At 59.0% G+C, this 20,484-nt stretch carries 23 protein-coding genes; 10 read left to right on the forward strand and 13 right to left on the reverse strand.

The window, feature by feature from the left end:
* On the forward strand, nt 1-358 hold a 358-nt coding region (locus LC354_RS09235; RefSeq protein WP_223423163.1), incomplete at its 5' end, for a transposase.
* A gap of 102 nt (nt 359-460) precedes the next feature.
* Here LC354_RS09235 and rpsD read toward each other — a convergent pair.
* Nucleotides 461-1,081, reverse strand: a complete 621-nt coding sequence (gene rpsD / locus LC354_RS09240) for a 30S ribosomal protein S4 (RefSeq protein ID WP_223423165.1) — start codon at nt 1,079-1,081, stop codon at nt 461-463.
* A gap of 131 nt (nt 1,082-1,212) precedes the next feature.
* Entirely contained in the window at nt 1,213-1,788 is a 576-nt protein-coding gene (locus tag LC354_RS09245) for a DNA-3-methyladenine glycosylase I (protein WP_223423167.1), read from the reverse strand.
* A gap of 118 nt (nt 1,789-1,906) precedes the next feature.
* On the opposite strand from LC354_RS09245, the gene LC354_RS09250 reads away from it, so the two are divergent.
* The 4 genes from LC354_RS09250 (at nt 1,907) to LC354_RS09265 (ending at nt 6,208) form a co-directional block, all read left to right on the forward strand.
* On the forward strand, nt 1,907-2,755 hold the full coding sequence (locus LC354_RS09250; RefSeq protein WP_223423168.1) for an EAL domain-containing protein: 849 nt from the start codon (nt 1,907-1,909) through the stop codon (nt 2,753-2,755).
* A 127-nt stretch (nt 2,756-2,882) separates the two neighbouring features.
* Nucleotides 2,883-4,058 carry an acetyl-CoA C-acetyltransferase gene (locus tag LC354_RS09255; protein WP_223423170.1) on the forward strand — a complete coding sequence of 392 codons (1,176 nt, stop codon included), beginning with the start codon at nt 2,883-2,885 and terminating at the stop codon, nt 4,056-4,058.
* 144 nt (nt 4,059-4,202) lie between these two features.
* On the forward strand, nt 4,203-4,925 hold the full coding sequence (phbB, locus tag LC354_RS09260; protein ID WP_223423172.1) for an acetoacetyl-CoA reductase: 723 nt from the start codon (nt 4,203-4,205) through the stop codon (nt 4,923-4,925).
* A 335-nt stretch (nt 4,926-5,260) separates the two neighbouring features.
* The gene (locus tag LC354_RS09265; protein WP_223423173.1) at nt 5,261-6,208 is read left to right on the forward strand and encodes a transcriptional regulator GcvA; all 948 of its coding nucleotides are present in this window, start codon (nt 5,261-5,263) and stop codon (nt 6,206-6,208) included.
* Nucleotides 6,209-6,622: 414 nt separating this feature from the next.
* Here LC354_RS09265 and LC354_RS09270 read toward each other — a convergent pair whose 3' ends face one another.
* The 3 genes from LC354_RS09270 to LC354_RS09280 all read right to left on the reverse strand — a co-directional run bounded on the left by LC354_RS09270 (nt 6,623) and on the right by LC354_RS09280 (nt 7,835).
* A complete protein-coding gene (locus tag LC354_RS09270; RefSeq protein WP_223423175.1) occupies nt 6,623-6,787 on the reverse strand; it encodes a YdcH family protein in 165 nt (54 codons plus the stop codon).
* A 111-nt stretch (nt 6,788-6,898) separates the two neighbouring features.
* The gene (locus LC354_RS09275; protein WP_223423177.1) at nt 6,899-7,642 is read right to left on the reverse strand and encodes a tRNA1(Val) (adenine(37)-N6)-methyltransferase; all 744 of its coding nucleotides are present in this window, start codon (nt 7,640-7,642) and stop codon (nt 6,899-6,901) included.
* Nucleotides 7,620-7,835: a putative signal transducing protein gene (locus LC354_RS09280; RefSeq protein ID WP_223423179.1), complete on the reverse strand. Its 216-nt coding sequence runs from the start codon at nt 7,833-7,835 to the stop codon at nt 7,620-7,622. Before LC354_RS09280 ends, LC354_RS09275 begins: the two co-directional genes overlap by 23 nt.
* A 57-nt stretch (nt 7,836-7,892) precedes the next feature.
* Between LC354_RS09280 and LC354_RS09285 the strand changes: the two genes are divergently transcribed.
* Nucleotides 7,893-8,891, forward strand: a complete 999-nt coding sequence (locus LC354_RS09285; protein ID WP_223423181.1) for a polyprenyl synthetase family protein — start codon at nt 7,893-7,895, stop codon at nt 8,889-8,891.
* Here the strand turns inward: LC354_RS09285 and LC354_RS09290 are convergent.
* The 3 genes from LC354_RS09290 to LC354_RS09300 all read right to left on the reverse strand — a co-directional run bounded on the left by LC354_RS09290 (nt 8,867) and on the right by LC354_RS09300 (nt 13,332).
* Nucleotides 8,867-9,781 (reverse strand): 4-(cytidine 5'-diphospho)-2-C-methyl-D-erythritol kinase, encoded by a 915-nt coding sequence (locus tag LC354_RS09290; RefSeq protein WP_223423182.1) that lies wholly within the window; start codon nt 9,779-9,781, stop codon nt 8,867-8,869. The genes LC354_RS09285 and LC354_RS09290 overlap by 25 nt on opposite strands.
* A complete protein-coding gene (locus LC354_RS09295; protein ID WP_223423184.1) occupies nt 9,768-11,483 on the reverse strand; it encodes a tetratricopeptide repeat protein in 1,716 nt (571 codons plus the stop codon). The genes LC354_RS09290 and LC354_RS09295 overlap by 14 nt, the downstream gene beginning before the upstream one ends.
* 199 nt (nt 11,484-11,682) lie before the next feature.
* On the reverse strand, nt 11,683-13,332 hold the full coding sequence (locus LC354_RS09300) for an electron transfer flavoprotein-ubiquinone oxidoreductase (protein ID WP_223423185.1): 1,650 nt from the start codon (nt 13,330-13,332) through the stop codon (nt 11,683-11,685).
* A 209-nt stretch (nt 13,333-13,541) separates the two neighbouring features.
* Between LC354_RS09300 and LC354_RS09305 the strand changes: the two genes are divergently transcribed.
* Nucleotides 13,542-13,850 carry an EthD family reductase gene (locus LC354_RS09305; protein WP_223423187.1) on the forward strand — a complete coding sequence of 103 codons (309 nt, stop codon included), beginning with the start codon at nt 13,542-13,544 and terminating at the stop codon, nt 13,848-13,850.
* On the opposite strand, the gene soxR is transcribed toward LC354_RS09305, so the two are convergent.
* Nucleotides 13,841-14,299, reverse strand: a complete 459-nt coding sequence (gene soxR / locus LC354_RS09310) for a redox-sensitive transcriptional activator SoxR (protein ID WP_223423189.1) — start codon at nt 14,297-14,299, stop codon at nt 13,841-13,843. The genes LC354_RS09305 and soxR overlap by 10 nt on opposite strands.
* A gap of 71 nt (nt 14,300-14,370) precedes the next feature.
* On the opposite strand from soxR, the gene LC354_RS09315 reads away from it, so the two are divergent.
* The 3 genes from LC354_RS09315 to LC354_RS09325 all read left to right on the forward strand — a co-directional run bounded on the left by LC354_RS09315 (nt 14,371) and on the right by LC354_RS09325 (nt 16,419).
* On the forward strand, nt 14,371-14,751 hold the full coding sequence (locus LC354_RS09315; RefSeq protein ID WP_223423190.1) for a VOC family protein: 381 nt from the start codon (nt 14,371-14,373) through the stop codon (nt 14,749-14,751).
* A 170-nt stretch (nt 14,752-14,921) separates the two neighbouring features.
* The gene (gene greA, locus LC354_RS09320; protein ID WP_223423192.1) at nt 14,922-15,392 is read left to right on the forward strand and encodes a transcription elongation factor GreA; all 471 of its coding nucleotides are present in this window, start codon (nt 14,922-14,924) and stop codon (nt 15,390-15,392) included.
* Nucleotides 15,393-15,396: 4 nt separating this feature from the next.
* Nucleotides 15,397-16,419, forward strand: a complete 1,023-nt coding sequence (locus LC354_RS09325) for a hypothetical protein (protein ID WP_223423193.1) — start codon at nt 15,397-15,399, stop codon at nt 16,417-16,419.
* A 3-nt stretch (nt 16,420-16,422) separates the two neighbouring features.
* Here LC354_RS09325 and LC354_RS09330 read toward each other — a convergent pair whose 3' ends face one another.
* From LC354_RS09330 to LC354_RS09345, 4 genes are read right to left on the reverse strand one after another with little or no spacing between them, the layout of a single operon-like run.
* Nucleotides 16,423-18,498 (reverse strand): molybdopterin-binding protein, encoded by a 2,076-nt coding sequence (locus LC354_RS09330; protein ID WP_223423195.1) that lies wholly within the window; start codon nt 18,496-18,498, stop codon nt 16,423-16,425.
* Nucleotides 18,495-18,986 (reverse strand): molybdopterin-guanine dinucleotide biosynthesis protein B, encoded by a 492-nt coding sequence (gene mobB, locus LC354_RS09335; RefSeq protein ID WP_223423197.1) that lies wholly within the window; start codon nt 18,984-18,986, stop codon nt 18,495-18,497. Before mobB ends, LC354_RS09330 begins: the two co-directional genes overlap by 4 nt.
* A complete protein-coding gene (mobA, locus tag LC354_RS09340; RefSeq protein WP_223423199.1) occupies nt 18,983-19,585 on the reverse strand; it encodes a molybdenum cofactor guanylyltransferase MobA in 603 nt (200 codons plus the stop codon). The genes mobB and mobA overlap by 4 nt, the downstream gene beginning before the upstream one ends.
* On the reverse strand, nt 19,582-20,469 hold the full coding sequence (locus LC354_RS09345) for a formate dehydrogenase accessory sulfurtransferase FdhD (RefSeq protein ID WP_223423201.1): 888 nt from the start codon (nt 20,467-20,469) through the stop codon (nt 19,582-19,584). Before LC354_RS09345 ends, mobA begins: the two co-directional genes overlap by 4 nt.
* Nucleotides 20,470-20,484 lie beyond the last annotated feature (15 nt).

Below are 20,484 nucleotides of genomic sequence, written 5' to 3' on the forward strand. Positions count from 1 at the left end.
GCCTTGGGTCATCACAGGCGCGATGAACGGCCCGGCATTCGACACCTACATCGAAACACAACTCGCTCCGGTGCTCGACCCCGGCACCGTTGTGATCCTGGACAATCTGTCCACCCACAAAAGTCCGCGCGCAGCCGAAGTTCTGCGCAAGCGCGGCTGCTGGTTCTTGTTTCTGCCTGCTTACAGTCCGGACCTCAATCCAATTGAAATGGCATTCTCAAAGCTCAAATCCCATCTGCGGCGCATCGGAGCCAGAACCTACGATGCCTTGTTTGAAGCGCTTGGCGACATCTGCGATCTCTACGAACCAGTAGAATGCTGGAACTTTCTCAAAGCCGCCGGATATGCCTCAGATTAAATGCAAAATGCTTTAGCGGTCGGCCCATGTCATTGAACGGAAAAAGGCCTCGGAATACCGAGGCCTTTCGAGCTTGCCCGTTGGCTTTGGGCCAGCCGCAGCTTAGTTTTTCGCGTAGAATTCGACCACGAGGTTCGGTTCCATCACGACGGGGTATGGCACGTCGCCCAATGTCGGTGTGCGAACGAATGTCGCTGTCAGTTTGGAATGGTCCGCATCGATGTAGTCGGGCACATCACGCTCTGGCAGTTGGGTCGCCTCGAGAACGACGGCCAGTTGCTTGGAGCGGTCACGCACTTCGATCACGTCGCCTTCTTTGACGCGGTACGAAGGGATGTTCACCTTGCGACCGTTCACACGGACGTGGCCGTGGTTCACGAACTGGCGGGCCGCAAAAACGGTCGCCACGAATTTCGCACGGTAGACAACCGCGTCCAGACGACGCTCCAGCAAACCAATCAGGTTTTCACCGGTATCGCCCTTGACCCGCTCCGCCTCGGCATAGATGCGGCGGAACTGTTTTTCGGTCACGTCGCCGTAGTAGCCTTTCAGCTTCTGCTTGGCGCGCAACTGGATACCAAAGTCAGAGACTTTGCCCTTGCGGCGCTGACCGTGCTGGCCGGGGCCATATTCACGACGATTGACGGGGGATTTGGGGCGGCCCCAAATGTTTTCGCCCATGCGGCGATCGATCTTGTACTTGGCAGACGTGCGTTTTGTCACGGCTGATCTCCTTCGTTCAGGTTTTCGAAGGGCGTTGTCCTCTGCCTGGATTTTGCCAGACCGACAGGAAACCCCTTGCGGGGTCCACCAACACCAATGAAGCCGCGCTTATACGGTTCGTTTCAGCAGAGTCAACGCCTCGCAAGGCGGGCACATTCCGCATGACGATGGCAGGTCACGATGTGATCGTTCACCAGACCGGTCGCTTCCAGAAAGGCGTATACGATGGTCGGCCCGCAAAACTTGAACCCTTCTTTCTTGAGATCCTTGGAGATTTGGGTGGAGAGCGGCGTAAATGGCGGCACGTCAGCTTGCGTGGCCCAGGTGTTCTGTAGCGGAATGCCATCAAAATACTTCCACAAGAACTGGTCGAACCCGTCGCGCGTGTTAACCATCTGAAAAACGCGCGCGTTGTTGATTGTCGCCTCGATCTTTCCCCGATGCCGGATAATGCCGGGATCCTTCAACAGGCGAACGACGTCCGCTTCCCCCCAGTCCGCGATGATATCAGGATCGAAACCTGCAAAAGCCTTTCTGAAATTTTCGCGCTTTTTCAGTATGGTGATCCAGCTCAGCCCGGCTTGGAACCCATCAAGGATCAGTTTTTCCCAAAGGGTTCGGGCATCGTATTCGGGCACGCCCCATTCGGTGTCGTGATAGCCGACATAGATCGGCTCAGGTCCCGCCCAACCGCAACGCGCCTCCATTTGTCACCCCTTTTCGATTAACCTCTAAAATTAGAACAAAATGTCAACATTAAGGTTTTCTTACGGATTCTGACGCAATGTGGCCAGAATAAATGCCTAAGGGGATCGCTGCCAGGCCATGCAACAGAAACGTAAGATCATTGCGCCCGCGGGCCTGGAAAACCCGCTGAACGTCGCGGTCTCATCGCGCGATCGCAGCACACTGGATATGGTGGCGCAAGCCGTCAAGCATCAGCAGACTCTGCTGGCCTTTCAGCCGGTCGTGATTGCCCGTGATCACCAGCGGGTTGGATTTTATGAAGGGCTGATTCGCGTCATGGACGAAACTGGCCGGGTGATCCCCGCCAAAGACTTCATGCCCGTTGTAGAGCGCGCTGAATTGGGCCGCGAGATTGACGTCGTCGCGCTGAACATGGGTCTGCGGACATTACACGACAATCAAGGCGTCCGATTGTCCATCAATATGTCAGCACGCTCAATCGGATATCAACGCTGGTTTCAGGTATTGAACCGATGGCTGAAGAAAGACAGCACCTTGGCCGAACGGCTGATCCTCGAGATCACCGAAAGCTCCGCGATGGATCAACCCGAACTGGTGATCGACTTCATGGCCCGGTTGAGCAGGCGGGGCATTTCCTTTGCCCTCGATGATTTTGGATCCGGCTATACCGCATTGCGATATCTCAAGGATTTCCTGTTTGATGTGTTGAAAATCGACAGCATGTACTGTCACGGGATTGCGGATGATCCTGACACACAGGTCTTGACGCAGGCGATGATCCACATCGCGCAGCATTTTGACATGCTGGTCATCGCCGAAGGCGTTGAGCGGCAGGCTGATGTCGAGATGCTGGTGGCAATGGGCGTCGACTGCATTCAGGGCTATTACTTCGCCGCACCGATGATCAGGCCCGGCTGGCTGCTGGGCAAGCACGGTGGGAATGCGCAGGCGGGTATGCGCGCCTGAGACACGGTGGCCGTTGCCGCGTCACAGCGAATCCAGTAAAGGAGCGATGACGTGGGGTAATCTGGGGCCCGCAATCCATGTATGTCTCGGACTGACCTCGCCAAATTTGACAGAGGACCTGACCCTTATGACCAACATCGTGATCGCTTCTGCTGCCCGGACTGCCGTTGGCAGCTTTGGCGGCTCTTTCGCCAACACACCCGCACATGACCTCGGCGCAACTGTCCTTGAGGCCGTGGTTGACCGGGCCGGTATCGACAAATCAGAAGTATCCGAGACCATTCTCGGTCAGGTCCTGACTGCGGCACAAGGCCAGAACCCGGCGCGCCAGGCGCACATCAACGCAGGCCTGCCCAAGGAAAGCGCCGCCTGGAGCATCAATCAGGTCTGCGGCTCCGGTCTGCGCGCCGTGGCCCTTGCCGCGCAGCACATCCAGCTTGGCGATGCCGATATCGTCATTGGCGGTGGCCAGGAAAACATGACGCTGAGCCCCCATGCCGCCGCCCTGCGCGCGGGTCACAAAATGGGCGATATGACCTATATCGATACAATGATCCGCGACGGTCTGTGGGACGCGTTCAACGGCTACCACATGGGTCAGACCGCTGAAAATGTTGCCGACCAGTGGCAGATTACGCGCGACATGCAGGATACATTCGCCGTTGCATCCCAGAACAAGGCGGAAGCTGCGCAAAAGGCGGGCAAATTCGCCGACGAAATCACCGCCTTCACCGTCAAGACCCGCAAGGGCGACATCGTTGTCGACGCCGATGAGTACATCCGCCATGGCGCGACGATGGAAGCGATGGGCAAACTGCGTCCTGCCTTCGCAAAGGACGGCTCCGTCACGGCCGCCAACGCTTCTGGCTTGAACGACGGCGCAGCCGCTGCTCTGATGATGACCGCCGAAAATGCGGAAAAGCGCGGCATCGAGCCCTTGGCACGGATTGCCAGCTACGCGACTGTCGGCCTTGACCCTTCAATCATGGGTGTTGGTCCGATCTATGCCAGCCGCAAAGCACTGGAAAAAGCCGGTTGGAAACCCGAAGACCTCGATCTTGTTGAAGCAAACGAAGCCTTTGCCGCGCAAGCCTGTGCCGTGAACAAGGACATGGGATGGGATCCTGCGATTGTGAACGTGAACGGTGGTGCGATCGCCATTGGTCATCCGATCGGCGCCTCAGGTGCACGTATCCTCAACACGCTTCTCTTCGAGATGAAGCGCCGCGATGCGAAGAAAGGTCTCGCCACGCTTTGCATCGGCGGTGGCATGGGCGTCGCCATGTGTCTCGAACGCGACTAAACTGGATCACAGGCGGCGCAAATCTGCGCCGCCAAGCATCTCAAATCCGTCAATCTCTCAAAATAGCAATCAGCCGCGTAATATTGTTGCGCATGCATTAGATATGCGCGAAACAAGATTACAAACCACTGGAGGAAACCACCTATGTCCCGCGTCGCACTTGTCACCGGAGGCAGCCGAGGAATCGGTGCCGCAATTTCAACTGCCCTCAAAGATGCAGGCTATTCCGTTGCGGCTACATATGCCGGTAACGACGAAGCGGCTGCAAAGTTCACCGACGAATCTGGCATCAAGACCTACAAATGGAATGTCGCGGATTACGACGAGTCAAAAGCTGGTCTGGCGCAAGTCGAAGCGGACCTCGGCCCAATCGACATCGTTGTCGCAAACGCCGGCATCACCCGCGACGCGCCGTTCCACAAAATGACGCCCGAGCAATGGCACCAGGTGATCGACACAAACCTGACCGGTGTGTTCAACACCGTCCACCCGATCTGGCCCGGCATGCGCGAACGCAAATTTGGCCGTGTCATCGTGATTTCGTCGATCAACGGCCAAAAGGGTCAGTTCGCGCAGGTAAACTATGCCGCAACCAAGGCAGGCGATCTGGGCATCATCAAATCGCTGGCCCAGGAAGGCGCGCGTGCGGGCATCACCGCCAACGCCATCTGCCCCGGGTACATCGGCACCGACATGGTGATGGCTGTTCCTGAGAAAGTACGCGAGAGCATCATCGCGCAGATCCCGGCAGGGCGTTTGGGCGAACCAGACGAAATCGCACGCTGCGTTGTTTTCCTCGCCTCTGACGACTCCGGTTTTATCAACGGGTCGACCATCTCTGCCAATGGCGCTCAATTCTTTGTTTGATCTAGCTTGCATCCGTTTGAAAACTGGTGCTAGAAACGAAAAAGGGGCCGGTGCAGATCGCACCGGCCCTTTTATTTTCTCGGGAAACGGTAGACTAAATCAGCTGGAATTCCTTGACCCAAACAACCAGTTCCACGCATCTTTCATGGCTTTTGCCCGTTCCATATGTGCATTCAGCATGGCGTCACGGGCAGCGGGGTTCGTTGTGGCTTCAATCATTTTACTATCCTCTGTGCCGCAGTGTTGGCGTTTCAATCAAGTTGAATATGAGGATTGGGTCGAAGACTGACAAACGAGACTTTCCATTCCTTCAGTTAAGTTATATTTAACTGATCATGCCGGACCGCCTGCCCCCTCTGACTGCTTTACGTGCCTTCGATGCGGCGGCACGCCACATGTCATTTGCCAAGGCAGCGGACGAATTGCATGTGACGCCCGCTGCCCTGTCGTTTCAGATCAAATCCCTTGAGGCACATCTAGGGGCGCCGCTCTTTCGGCGGCTGAACCGAGCCGTCGAGTTGACGGAAGCGGGGCATGCGCTTGCGCCGGGCGCGTCAGACGGGTTCCAGACTCTGGCCAGCGCTTGGCGTGCCGCAGAGCGAACGCAGGATAATCAAACGCTTACAGTCACGGCAGGTCCTGCGTTCACAGCCAAGTGGCTTGCACCCCGGCTTTACGAGTTTGCGCAGACCCACCCAGAGATCGAATTACGATTCTCGGCCTCTCTCAAACTGATGGACTTCGGCCGCGACGCCATCGATGTCGCAATTCGCTTTGGCCGCAGTGCGGATGAAGGGCTGTTTTCCATTCCCTTGGCCGAAGAATGGGTGTGTCCTGTAATGACACCCGCGATGGCGGCGTCCTACCCCACCCCGGAAAGCTTGATGGACGCTCCGCTGATCTTTGATGACAGCATCAGTTTTATCAAACCCAAGGCGGACTGGGAAACCTGGTTCAAAGCGATGGGGCTTACCTTTGCACCGACCTACGGCCCGCGCTTCAGCCAAGCGGACCATGCCCTTGATGCTGCCCTTGCAGGCGTCGGTGTCGTTCTGGGCCGCCGCGCCCTTGTGGTCAAGGATCTGGATGATGGCCGCTTGGTGGCGCCGTTTCCCACCGCGATCAACACCGGCGTACGCTTTCGATTTCTCTGCGCGCAGGGGGCCGAGGACAGACCCCAAATCGCGGCGTTCCGGGCATGGATGATGAGAGAGATCGACAAAACTGCGCATATTACAGATGGGCTGACACTCATCCCCTCTCGCGAAATCGCGGCACGATGACCTGCGGGCGTCCAACGCCCGTCAGGCTAGCGGTTGCCATATTTCGAAGCAATTCTTGGCTTTGACGCTGCCACACGGATCATTTTGGGTGTTGGGTGCGCCGTGCAAACTGTTGTATTGATTAGGTATCTGCTGGCTACTCGGTGCGACACAGCCTTGCACCCCGTACCGTTCCACCTTGGAAGTTCACATCTAAGCCGACAAACTTCGTCAGAGCGTCCTGATCGGTATCTTCATCTAAGGCAGTCTGACACACAAAGGACAGATGCCGCGTCTTACGCGGCATCCTTGCCGTTTATACACGTTTTGTGGCGACCGACATGGCAGCATCCAGTCTGTGGCTGGTCGCTGCTTCCGTACATGATTACAGGAGGTGCGGTTATAGCTGCTCATGCCAGCCTGAAGACTTCGAAATCAAACCGATAATCGGGTGATCTCCTCTTTAAGTTTCAGCTTCTGCTTTTTCATCGCTGCGATTTCGATCTGATCTGCAGCGGGCGAACGTTGGACGAGATCGACCTGTTCGCTCAGCCTCTGATGCTTCTTTTTCAACTCTTCGAGATGGGCTGTCACGCTCATGCATTACTCCTTGCTGATAAAGTGCACTTACAGAAAACCACACTCAAACGCGTGTGTCACGCCGCACGCGCAGCATGTGTACAAGTCAATGGATACAAATTTAACGGGATATCAGGACATCAGAGCCGCGCCGTCGCGTAAAACTGCTTGAATTTCAGGCCTGTAGCTTTCGCCATCGGCCATATGCACCGATCCGATATGCAGAATCACAGGAGCGTGAAGGCGAAAATCCGCTCTTCCGTCTTTGCGTGCCCGAAAAATCACCAGTTCTGCCGCTTTTCCATTCCTTGGGCAAAGCGGCAAAAGCTCAGGGCTACCCAATCGTTTTTGAGCCGCGGCCAATATGTCTGGCACCCGTTCTACGCGATGGATCATGTGCAGGTATCCTTTGTGGCGCAAACGGCGCGCCGCTGCATCCACCCAGGCCGCCAGCGGCGTATCGATCCCCAAGGCCCCCTCCCGCCCGGGGTCTTCGGCACTATGGCCCGCGCGGCGATCAAAATAGGGGGGATTCGCCAACATATGATCAAAGCTTTGGTCCCGGACCGGAGCGGGCAGATCCGTCAAATCCGCCTGAACGACATCAAGACCATTGCGTGCGGCGAGGTCAGCATAAAGCGGCTGCCGTTCGACGCCCAGGAGCCGCAGACCGGGCACCCGGGCCCCAAGGCATAATGCCGCAGCACCGACACCACAGCCCAGATCGAGCACCGACTGCCCTGCCCTTGCCTTTACAGATGCTGCCAACAGCACCGGATCAACGCCAGCGCGATAGCCTTGCCGGGGCTGCCAGAGATGCAGCTTTCCACCTAAAAACGCATCATGGGTCAGATCAGTATCCAAGGTCGATGTCATTGTCCTGCATCACCCGCAGTGCAGCATCATGATCGCCCGTCCGAACCATCAGGCGTCGTGGGAAAATTCCGATGCCGCCTTCGAGGATGCTCATGTTTACGTCTATCTGAAAGCAGTCTATATCCTCGCCCTCAAGCAAGGCCGAAGCGAATGCAATAATCGTCGGGTCGGTGCTGCGCAAAAGTTCCTTCATATCATGGATGTAGGAGCATAGCGGCCTAAATGTCGAGAGGGATTGGGGGAGCGGGTTATGGGCACGGCTGAAATCACGAAACCGCAAGATCGTCTGGCGGCCTGGATGACGACCGATATGGAGGCCGTCAACGGCCTTATCCGTGATCGCATGGCCTCGAAACACGCACCCCGCATCCCCGAGGTGACCCGCCATCTGGTGGATGCCGGCGGCAAACGTCTGCGCCCGATGCTGACATTGGCGGCGGCGCATATGTGTGGCTATGACGGCCCATACCACATTCATCTCGCCGCGACGGTCGAGTTCATTCATACCGCCACGCTGCTACATGACGATGTGGTCGATGAAAGCGCGCAACGGCGTGGGCGTCCCACTGCGAACCTTTTGTGGGACAACAAATCATCGGTTCTGGTCGGTGATTATCTGTTTTCGCGCAGCTTCCAGTTGATGACCGAAACCGGGTCACTGGATGTGCTGCGCATCCTGTCGGATGCTTCTGCCACAATTGCCGAGGGCGAAGTGTTGCAAATGACCGCCGCCCGGGATCTGGCCACGGACGAGGGCGTGTATCTGCAAGTCGTGCGCGGCAAGACGGCGGCACTGTTTTCTGCGGCGACCGAAGTCGGTGGTGTGATCGCCGGGGCCGATGCGGCCACTGTACGCGCTTTCTATGATTATGGAGACGCTCTTGGGATCGCGTTTCAGATCGTTGATGACCTGCTGGATTATCAGGGCCAGTCCGCCGCCACGGGCAAGAACGTCGGAGACGATTTCCGCGAACGCAAGCTGACGCTTCCCGTAATCAAAGCGGTCGCAAAGGCCGACGAGGAAGAAAGAGCGTTCTGGACGCGTACGATCGAAAAAGGGCGCCAGGAAGACGGCGATCTGGACCATGCGCTGGAGTTGCTGAACCGGCATGGTGCGTTGGAGGCGACGCGGTTGGATGCTGTGGCGTGGTCGGACAAGGCGAAGGCGGCGCTTGCCCCCTTGCCCGAACATGAACTGCGCACGATCCTGATCGATCTGGCCGACTACGTGGTCGAGCGGATCAACTGAGGCGCAGCACGGCTGCCGCCGTTTAACCGCCCCACACGCACCCACCAGTCCGGGTGCGCGGCAGTGATGGCATCAGTCGCAGCCTGGGCCAGATGGACACGTTCGAACAACCCGAAACAGGTCGCGCCAGAGCCGGACATCCGCGCCAACCGGCACGTCGGTTCCTGGGCCAGTGCATCCAGAACTTCGGCGATCGCGGGACAATCCTGCAGGGCGGGAGCTTGCAGGTCGTTGCGTTGTGCAGCCAGCCAATCCAGCACCGTATCGCGGTCTTCAAACGTTTCCGGCCACGGATCGAGGCCCGGATTTTCCTTGACCGCCAGTCGGGAAAACACTGCCGGGGTAGACACCTGAATGCGCGGATTCACCAGCACGATAGGATACGGGTGAAAGTCAGAAATCGGAGTGATCTGTTCGCCAATCCCCTGCACGCGCGCGGGCGCACTCGGCACGCACATCGGCACATCCGCCCCGATGGACATCAAGGCCTGTGCATCATGAAACGTTGGATCGCGCGGGGCGTCCTGCCCCTCAAGTGCCGCGCGCAAGGCCAACAGCCCACGATATGTTGCCGCCGCATCCGCTGATCCACCGCCGATGCCGGAGGCCACCGGCAATTGCTTGTCCAGATGCATCGAAAGGGGCCGGTCTTGCGCCCAGAACCGCGCCGCCGTCTGCCACATGATGTTGTCATTCCCGGCAAGCTCGGGTGACGCTTCGGGCCCCGTCACGTCCAGCACATGCGACACGGCCGCGCTGAGTGTTATGGTGTCGCCAATATTTGCGAAGGCCACCAGCGTGTCCAGCAGGTGATAGCCGTCCGCGCGCTTTCCGGTGACATGCAAACAAAGGTTGATCTTGGCTGGGGCAAAAACCTCAACCTTCGTCATCAGCCACCTTCAAAGGTTCCGAACCTTCTTCTTCCAGGACCTCATCCAGCCCAACCTCCAGCTTGCGGCGAATACGCTCCGGATCGGCTTCGCCATCCGCGTCATCCGGGTCCACGAAGCTCAGGGCGCGAGTCCACTGGAACTGCGCTTCGCGTTTTCGATCGACAGCCCAGTACACGTCCCCAAGGTGGTCGTTGACGACCGGATCAATGGGCAAGAGTTCGACGGCACGTTCCATATACTCCACCGCCTCTTCATAGCGGCCGAGGCGGTAGAGGACCCATCCTAGCGAATCGACGATGTAGCCACTGTCCGGGCTGGCTGCCACTGCCTCCTCGATCATTGACAGCGCCTCATCCAGCTTGATCTGCTTTTCCACCAGTGAGTAGCCCAGATAATTCAAAACCTGCGGCTGCCCGGGGTTCAGCTCAAGCGCCATGCGGAAATCCGCTTCTGCGCGCGGCCATTCCTTGATCCGTTCCAACGAAATCGCCCGCGCATAATAAAGGAACCAAGCCGCACGCGCGCCATCGTCGGTCAATTCAAGGGCGCGGTCATAAGCCACGACAGCCTCTTCGAATTTGTCCTGCTGACGCAATACGTCCCCCAAAGTGGAGTGCACGATCGCCAGATCACCAAACCGTTTCGCCAGCTGCTCCAGAACTTCGATCGCCGCGTCTGGCCTGCCGGACCGCCGCAGAACCGCGGAGCGCCCAAGCTCAGCCGCATGAAAGGCGGGATGATCCGCAGGGACTTCCTTATAGGCCGCATTGGCAAGGTCGTACTGCTCCAGACTGTCCAGCAATTCCGCGCCCAGAAGCAGGGAATCGATGTGGTCTGGCCTTAGATAATGCGCCAGCCGGGCGTAGAGAAGGGTGTAATCGGCCCCCGCGTCTTGCCGCAATGCGCCTGCCACGGAATAAAACACCTCCGCGGCGCCGTCGCGCGCCGAGGTGATGTGGGTAAATGGCAATGTCTCACCCGCTTCGAGCGTCGCTGCAAAGGCGGTCAGTTCCGGATCGGTCGCCGCGCCAAAAGCACTCCGGATCGCGGCGAGGGCTTCTTCATTCCGTCCCAGTTGGGATAACACCTCTGCCCGCGCCATCGCGCCGCGCCGCGTCTGCTGCAAGGGGCCGCCATCCTGGCCCTGAAAGATCGCTTCCGCCGCTTCGAAGTTACCCAGACCCCCAAGCGCCATCGCCTTGTGATACAGCGCAAATCCCTGCAATCCGGATTGCTCCGCGATTTCATCAAACTTGGCCATGGCTGCCGGTTGGTCACCGGCCCCCACATGCGCCCAGGCCGTCAGCAAGCTGTCCACCAGCGGGCCAATGCCCTGCGTTTCCGGGTCGCGTGCAAGATACGCGGCATAGTCCTCGTCTTGAAACAAGGTCGCGATCGTCGTCATATGTGCGATCTGGCTGCGCAGGCCGCTGGCCTCGAGTGCCGTAGCCAATGGTTTGGCCCGGTCGATCCGGCCGAGGGCAATCTGTGAAACAATCGCGTCCTCCGTGATTTCGGGATTCCCCGGATCACGCGCCAATGCCTGCATGTAATACCGCCCCGCCGCCTCAAAATCGCTACGTGCGGCGGCATGTTGGCCCGCCAGATAGGCCCCCGAAAACGATTCCGCGACCGCGGGAACGGTAAGTGCCACGATGATGGCGAGCCCTGCGGACGTAGACTTTAAAATTCGGATCACGAGGAATGCGCTCCTGTTTTGGCCATTGCGTGCATATCGCACCGTTTCAAGGTTATCACGGCCAGTTGCCGTTGCAATCGCACAAGCGTCGCAGGCCAATGACATCCGCGCGATCACACGGAATAAGGCCGCTTATAGCCCGAACAAAACAAAGGCGCGAGTACCCCCGCGCCTTTCACATGATCCGGTCGATTTGCCGTTACATGTTGGGATAGTTTGGCCCGTCGCCCCCTTGAGGCGTTGTCCAGTTGATGTTCTGGCTGGGGTCCTTGATATCGCAAGTCTTGCAATGCACGCAGTTCTGGAAGTTGATGACAAAGCGCGTGTCTTTGCCTGCCTCTTCCACAAACTCGTAAACCCCGGCAGGGCAATAGCGCGCGGACGGGCCCGCATATTTGGCAAGGTTCACCGCGACGGGCACCGATGCATCCTTGAGATGCAGGTGCGCAGGCTGGCTTTCCTCGTGATTGGTAAAGGAAAACGCCACGTTGGTAAGCCGGTCGAAAGACAATTTGCCATCCGGTTTGGGATAGTCGATCGGCTTGTGCTTGCTCGCCTCTTCAGTGGCATCCGCGTCGTTCTTCCCGTGCGATTGTGTGCCAAACACGGAAAACCCGATGGTGTTGGTCCACATATCAAGACCACCCAGCATCAGGGAGGCCGTCAGCCCGTATTTCGACCACAGCGGTTTCACATTGCGCACCCGTTTCAGGTCAGCGCCGATTGCACCCTCGCGCACCTCGGTCTCATAGGCCGTCAACTCGTCGCCTGAACGCTCGGCTTTGATCGCGTCAAAGGCCGCTTCGGCCGCCGCTTTGCCCGACAGCATCGCGTTGTGGTTGCCCTTGATGCGCGGCACGTTGACCATCCCCACCGAACAACCCAGCAGCGCCACGCCAGGGGCCACCATCTTGGGCATCGACTGATAGCCACCTTCGGAGATAGCACGCGCACCGTAAGCCACCCGCTTTCCGCCCTCCAGCAAATCCGCCACCATCGGGTGATGCTTGAAGCGCTGGAATTCCATGTAGGGGAACAGATACGGATTCTTGTAGTTCAGGTGCACCACAAAGCCGACATAGACCTGATTGTTCTCAAGGTGATAGATGAACGATCCGCCACCCGCATTGCTGCCCAGCGGCCAGCCCATCGTGTGGGTGACCGACCCTTCGCTGTGCTTTTCCGGGTCGATCTCCCAGATCTCTTTCATCCCAAGGCCGTATTTCTGCGGCTCCTTGCCTTTGGACAGATCGTATTTGGCGATGACTTCCTTGGCGAGCGAGCCCCGCACGCCTTCCGACAGGAACACGTACTTGCCGTGCAATTCCATGCCGGGCTCAGTGCCCTCGCCGATCGACCCGTCAGCCTCAAGGCCGAAGACGCCCGCAACCACGCCTTTGACCTCGCCGTTTTCGCCATAGACCAGTTGCGAACAGGCCATGCCGGGGAAAATCTCGACACCCAGTTCTTCGGCCTGCTCCGCCATCCAGCGGCACACGTTGCCCATCGACACGATGTAATTGCCGTGGTTGTTCATCAGCGGGGGCATCGGAAAATTGGGGATGCGCAACTGCCCCGCCTCGCCCAGCATATAAAAATTGTCGTCCTTCACAGGCACGTTCAACGGCGCGCCCTTGTCTTTCCAATCCGGGATCAACGCATCAAGGCCACTCGGATCAAGTACTGCCCCAGACAGGATATGCGCGCCAACTTCGGAGCCCTTCTCAAGAACCACAACATTCAGGTCCGCATCCAACTGCTTCAACCGGATCGCAGCAGACAGACCCGCAGGGCCTGCACCCACGATCACAACGTCGTACTCCATCGTTTCGCGTTCAATCTCGGCCATGATCGGGGGCTCCTTTTAATCGTGTTAATCGTGTTGCAAGGCCTCGATGGCCCCAAATAAAACCGTTCGGATTTGGCTAGCTTAGCACTGGCAGCAATGCAATCGCGACACCGCGTAAAAACGGGGCAAGGCGGCGATGCGTCACAGAATCCTTGGCTTTGCAGGCGCGGGCGCCCATGGTGCAAGCACCGAACTCGAAGGAACATCATATGGCCGTAACCCTGCAAGTCTTGTACCCGATCACTGATGGCAGCACATTTGACAATGACTATTACGCGTCCACCCACATGGGTTTGGTCCGTGCGCATATGGGACCACATATCAAAAGCACGGTCGTGACAAAGGGTTTGGCAGGCGGACCAGACACACCGCCTGCATTTCACGCCGTGGCGACCATGGTCTTTGCAGATCAAGACGCATTGGACGCGGCGATGGCCGTCGCTGGGCCCGTCCTGGCTGATATTCCCAAGTTCACAAATGCCGCGCCCCAAATGCTGATCGGCCAGACCTACGACTGATCCGGGCGATCGCCCATCAGATACCGAGGGCCTGTGCCACGTTTCGCGGCCCGGTCTGCGGGGTTATACAGTGCACAAGCCTCAAGGCTGAGGCAGCCACACCCAATGCACCCGTCCAGCGTATCGCGCAGCTTCTGCAGCCGCGCGATACGCTGATCCAACCCTGCCCGAAAGGCGACGCTGATACGGGCCCAATCCGCCTTGGTCGGCGCGCGATGTTTGGGCAACCGGTCCAGTTCGGTACGGATCTGCGGCAACGAAAACCCGAATTGCTGCGCAATCATCACAAAACTCATACGCCGGATGTCCGCGCGCTGAAAGCGCCGCCGACCGGCATCGTTGCGCCAGGGAGAAATGAGACCCTGTTCCTCATAAAAACGGATTGCGGATACGGCCAGGCCCGTACGCGCCGCAATGTCACCAATGCTCAGCCCATCTGAAACAGCCATAAAAAAAACCTCTTGACCTCAAGTTCACTTGAGGTGGGACACTGCACGCAGTTATCATGAAAGGAAAGCCAATGATTGCTCACCTCGAACATACGAATTTCACAGTTCAGGACCCCGACAAGACTGCCAAGTGGATGTGTGACCTCTTTGGCTGGCATATCAGATGGGCAGGGGCCGCCATGTCCACAGGGCGCACCGTCCATGTGGGCACCGACACCCATTATCTCGCGCTCTTTTCCCCCGGCCAGCCGGTCAAGACCACGGAGGACCATCACGCCACCATCGGCGGCCTCAACCATCTGGCCGTCGTCGTCGATAACATCGACGCCATGGAACAGGCCGTGACGGCCCAGGGGTTTACGCCCGTCAATCACGGCGACTACGAACCGGGCCGCAGATTCTACTTTCACGACGAGGACGGCATTGAATACGAAGTGGTCCAATACGACTGAACCGCCCCCTCTTCTCTGTTCCGGAAAATCCCGGGGAGGCCGAAGGCCGGGGGCAGCGCCCCCTTGGAAATCCACTTGCATTCCACCACGCCATTGGGTCAGGTAAGGGTCAACACCTTGACAGGCGGCCTTCGACGGGGGCCGCCCTCACCATATCTGGACGCCTGCCAATGGATAAGATTCCGATGACCCGCGCCGGGGCACTTGCCTTGGAAACCGAGCTCAAGCTTCTCAAGACCGTAGAACGTCCTGCAATCATCAAGGCGATTGCAGAAGCGCGCGAACACGGGGATTTGTCCGAGAACGCGGAATATCACTCGGCCAAGGAAAAACAGTCCTTCATCGAAGGCCGGGTCAAGGAACTTGAAGGTGTGATTTCACGGGCCGAGGTCATCGATCCGGCCAAACTCTCGGGCTCGATCAAATTCGGGGCAACCGTCACGCTTGTCGACGAAGATACCGATGCGGAAAAGACCTATCAGATCGTCGGAGAATACGAGGCCAACATCGAAAAAGGGCTTTTGAACATAAAATCGCCGATCGCCCGCGCCCTGATCGGCAAAGAAGAGGGCGACAGCGTCGAAGTGCGTACTCCAGGCGGCGAAAAGTCCTATGAAGTCCTGAAAATCAGCTATAGCTGAGGCCATGGCCGACAAGACAAATCAGCAATCGCGACCGACCCCGCTCGGGATCTATGACAAACCTCAATCCGGAGGCGTCACAGGGATCGAAGTGGTCGCCGTCATCCTGTCCGCCATATGGCTGATCGGCGCCGCCGCCGTTTTCCTGATGGGCGGCGACAGCCCTGCCGAAAGTGTCGATAGCACGCGTTTTTTGGTCACGATGCTTGCGGTGTTCATGCCTGTCGCGATGATCTGGGTTGCAGCCACTGCCGCCCGCTCCAGCCGTGTCATGCGTGAAGAAAGCCAGCGCCTACAGGCCGCCATTGATGCCATCCGTCAGGCCTATATCGCACAGCAACAGGGGCGCGACATGGGGGCTGAACCTTCGGTTGCGCGCAGACTGGATGAAATCGCCGCTGCGACCCGTAAAACGGAAACCGCGCTCGCCACGTTTCAAACCCGGCGCGACGGCGATCAGCAACAACACTTTCGGCCGCCCGCGCAACCGGCACCGGCCCCGGCAGACGACCAACCCGCTCTGGCCCTCGGCACGACAGCCGAAGATATGGCCCCTCCGCTGGCCAAATCCGATTTCATCCGCGCGCTGAATTTTCCCGAAACCGCAGAAGATGAAGAAGGCTTCGCCGCGTTGCGAAAGGCGATGAAAGACCGCGAAACAGCGCAACTGGTTCAAGCTGCACAGGATATACTCACCCTGCTCAGCCAGGACGGTATCTACATGGATGACCTGCGCCCTGATCGCGCCCGGCCCGAGATCTGGCGTGAATTTGCCAATGGTGCACGCGGGCGGGCCGTGGCACCGCTGGGCGGCGTGCGCGATCGCTCGTCGCTGGCCCTGACCGCCGGACGGATGAAACAAGACCCGATTTTCCGCGACGCCGCGCACCATTTTCTGCGTCGCTTCGACAAGGCCGTCTCCGCCTTTACGGAAACTGCGACCGATGCGGACATATCATTGCTCAGCGACACGCGCACCGCGCGCGCCTTCATGCTCTTGGGCCGGGTTGCAGGCACGTTTGACTGACGGTTAAGGCATGAAGCCTGACCACGGGATATAGCGCACCGGATCACCGGGCTGCACATGCACCGCGCCATCCGGCAATTCCACCAAACCCTCGGCCCAGGCCAAACCGCTGATACGACCGGACCCTTCGGACGCAAACACCTCGACCCGGCCCGCGCGCACCCGTGCGCGCAAAAACTCGCGCCGCCCCGGTTTCTTGCGTTTTTCAAAGGCTGCAGGCAGATCGAAACCGTGCGGTACGGTCCATGCCGCTCCCGCCATTTGCGCCAGTGCGGGGGCTGCAAACACCAATGTACAGACCATCGCCGCAACAGGGTTTCCCGGCAGCCCGAACACCGGTTTGCCCTGCCAGACGCCAAGGGCAAGCGGTCTCCCCGGTTTGATGGCGATGCGCCACAAGGCCATGGCGCCGGCCTCATTCAACAGACCGGATACGTGATCTTCGTCCCCCGCCGACGCGCCGCCACTGGTCAATATAACGTCCGCCTGCGCAGCGGCTTCGTCAAGCCGCGCACGCAATGCCGGGCGGTTGTCTTCGACACGACCCAGATCGATTGGCACGTGGCCAAGTCGTTCGATCAAACCCATCACCATCGGGCGGTTTGCATCGAAAATCTGGCCCGGTGCCGCGTCCTGCCCCGCGCCCACCAATTCGTCACCCGTCGACAACACACCGACCCGCAACCGCTCAAAAGCAGAGACTTTGCCAACCCCAACTGCCGAGATCACTGCCAGATCGGCAGGCGTCAACCGTCGGCCCTTTTCCGCGACGACATCCCCGACCTGCACGTCCTCGCCCGCCGCACGGGTATTGGCCCCCGCCTTGAGCGGCCCCATAAAACGGATCGCACCGTCGATGACGTCCACGTCCTCCTGCAACACAACCGTATCAACCCCGTCCGGCAGGGCCGCTCCCGTCAGAATACGGACCGCTGCACCGGGTGGCACGATTTCCGTCAACCGGGCACCCGCTGCGGCCTGCGCGTCTACCAGCGGCAATCGGTGCGCCCCCGCACCGCGACCGCCCGCAAAGCCATAGCCATCGACGGCTGTGTTGGGCAAAGGCGGATTGGCGCGCGGGGCCACGACATCTGTGGCAAGAACCCGTCCCAAGGCCGCATCGACGGGCGTTGGCTGCGCACGCATCACCGGGTGCAACCGTTTGCGCAAATCTTGCAATGCCACATCGACAGGTGTCCAATGCACTCCCGGCGGCAGCGCGAAACAATCGTTGCGCAAGGGCTGCCCCGTTCCGCGCAGTTCATCCTCATAACCGAGCCCAAATATCCAGCCCTCAGTGGTGGTCGGCACATTGAGCATCTCGCTCAAGCGCGCAGGTTCAAGTGCGGCGATATCTCGGGCGACGGCATGAACTTGCCACTGATCCTTGATCCAATCCGCAGGCGCTGCACCCGCCGTCAGCGATGGCCAGACCTCGACCACGGCAATCGACGCCTTCAACGGCTCAAAGGGCCAAACGGCAAGATGGGCCCCGAAGTGACGGCGCAACCGGTTCAGCACGGGCAAACCCATCATCACCTGCCCCCCGACCGAGCCGACCCCGGACATTTGCCATAGCGTAAAGGCCCCTGTAGCCTGCTCTTCTGCCTTGCGACGATCCGGAAACGGGTTGGCATATCCCAGCTTGGTACGCGGCAAACCCGCAATATCACGTTTCAGCCCATTGCCCCAAAACGGCCCCCTGCCCCCGAATTGCGTGTTGATCTGCCCCGCCACATCAAAGCGGTTGTTGGCGGTTGGCGTGTCTTCGATCCGCGCCTCGAACCAGTCCCACAAATCAAAAGGATCATCAGAGCCAAGCAATGCCTGCCCGAAGCCCGCCGGATACCCGAATGGAAAATCGAAACCGACAAAGACACGTCGCCCTGCTGTCGTTTCGGCGGTCAGCGTCTGGATCAGCCAATCCTCGGCGGCGCCACGATGGCGCAGGTACACGGCTTCCTCCACGATCTCGCCGCGCGCGATACAGGCCCAGATCGCATCGGCCCGAGGTTTGGCCGAACCTTGATTGCCGCCTGACCAATCTACGACAATGACGGTGTCAAACTGGCCTGTCACAGGCCCACCTCAGCCAGTATGAAATCTGCAATCGCGTCCGTATCATCGAGTTCAAAGACCGGGCGATCCAGCGCAAGCGGCGTATCGCTGGCGATCGCGCGTATGGTCGGATCATCCGGTGCAATCAGTGGATTGCCGGTTTCAGCCCGGTGCGCCTCGATCTTGGGGTGGGCGTCGCGTTTGTATCCTTCAACCAGCACCAGATCGGCAGGGGCCAGTTTGGTCAACAAGTCGGCCAGACCTGGCTCGTCCGTATCGCGCAACTCATGCATCAACGCAAAACGATTGCGCGAGGCCAACAGCACCTCGGTCGCACCTGCAACCCGGTGCCGATGGCTGTCCTTGCCCGGATGATCCACGTCAAAGCTGTGGTGGGCATGCTTGACCGTTGAAACGGAATACCCGCGCCCTGTGATCTCGGTCACCAAACGCTCCATCAGGCCGGTCTTGCCCGCGTTTTTCCACCCGACGACACCGTATAGTCTCATAACATCGCTTCCGCCCGTTCGAGGTCATCCGGCGTGTTGACGTTGAAAAACGCCGCCTCATCCGGGAACATCGCGATGCGGCCGTCGTGGCGATCCGTCCACATCACGACCTTTCGTATGCCGTTTTGCAAAGCCGCGCGCAGATCATCGCGCAAAGCAACGGGCCATAGTCCGAAGGTGGGGTGCCGCGCGCTGCCACGCTCCGGGTCCGGCGTTGCGGCCAAAACCAGTGGATGCTCCATGCCTTCCGCGGTCAGTTGCAGGCGTGGCACCAGATCGCAGGGGAAAAACGGCGTGTCCGCCGCCGCGGTCACGATGCAATCGGCCCCAATCGTCGCCGCCCAGTCAAGACCGGCGAGAACACCCGCCAACGGACCCGCATAGCCTTCGACGCTATCGGGAATAACCGGAAGTTTCAGAGCACAGAACCGCTCCGCATCCCCATTGGCATTCAAGGCAAGATCAGCCACCTGCGGGCGCAACCGGTCAATCACCTGCCCCAGCAGCGTGCTGTCGCCCAAAGGCAAAAGCCCCTTGTCGCCTCCGCCCATCCGCGTGGCCAATCCGCCCGCCAAAATCACCCCAACCGGCTGCTTCATTGCGCGGCCTTTCGTGCAGAACGGCGCGGCTCATCGGCAACGGATTTCGGGTCAACATCGCGCACCAGCCGCTCTTCGCCACTCAGGCACACAAACCGCTGACCGCGCATGCGACCAATCAGCGTCAGACCCACCTGCTGCGCAATCTCAACGCCCCACGCGGTAAAGCCGGAGCGGGAGGCAAGTACCGGAATGCCCATCATCGCCGTCTTGATCACCATCTCCGAAGTCAGGCGACCCGTGGTATAAAGGATTTTGTCGCCGGCCTCGACATGATTGGCCATCATCCACCCTGCAATCTTGTCGACCGCATTATGGCGGCCCACGTCTTCCATGTAGACGAGCGGCCGGTCCCTGTGACACAAGACCGTGCCATGGATCGCTCCCGCCTCAAGGTACAGTGATGGTGTCCGGTTTATCTGCGCCGACAAGGCATAAAGCCACGAGGTCTTTACTTCGGTTTCAGACAGTTGCACGCCCTCCAGACCTTCCATCATGTCCCCGAAAACCGTACCGACCGCACAGCCGCTGGTACGGGTCTTCTTCTTCAACTTTTCTTCGTGATTGGTGGGCGTCTCGGTCCGCACGACGACCGTTTCCAACTCTTCATCGTAGTCAATGCCGGTTACCACCTCCTGCGGACCCAACATGCCTTGGTTGCGCAAGAACCCAAGTGCCAGATAATCCGGATAATCCCCGATCGTCATCGCGGTGACGATTTCCTGACTGTTGAGGTAAATGGTCAGCGGGCGCTCTTCGACCACCGAAATCTCTGTGCGGGCACCCGTGTGGTCATGGCCGACCACGCTGCGGGTCAGCCGCGGCGCCATCGGGTCCGGCGCAATCACATAGCCCGCCACATCGTTTTCCTGCGCCAATTGCATCCCCCCCGGCAGATC

The organism is Tateyamaria pelophila, from assembly GCF_019966495.1.
Classification (GTDB): Bacteria; Pseudomonadota; Alphaproteobacteria; order Rhodobacterales; family Rhodobacteraceae; genus Tateyamaria; species Tateyamaria pelophila.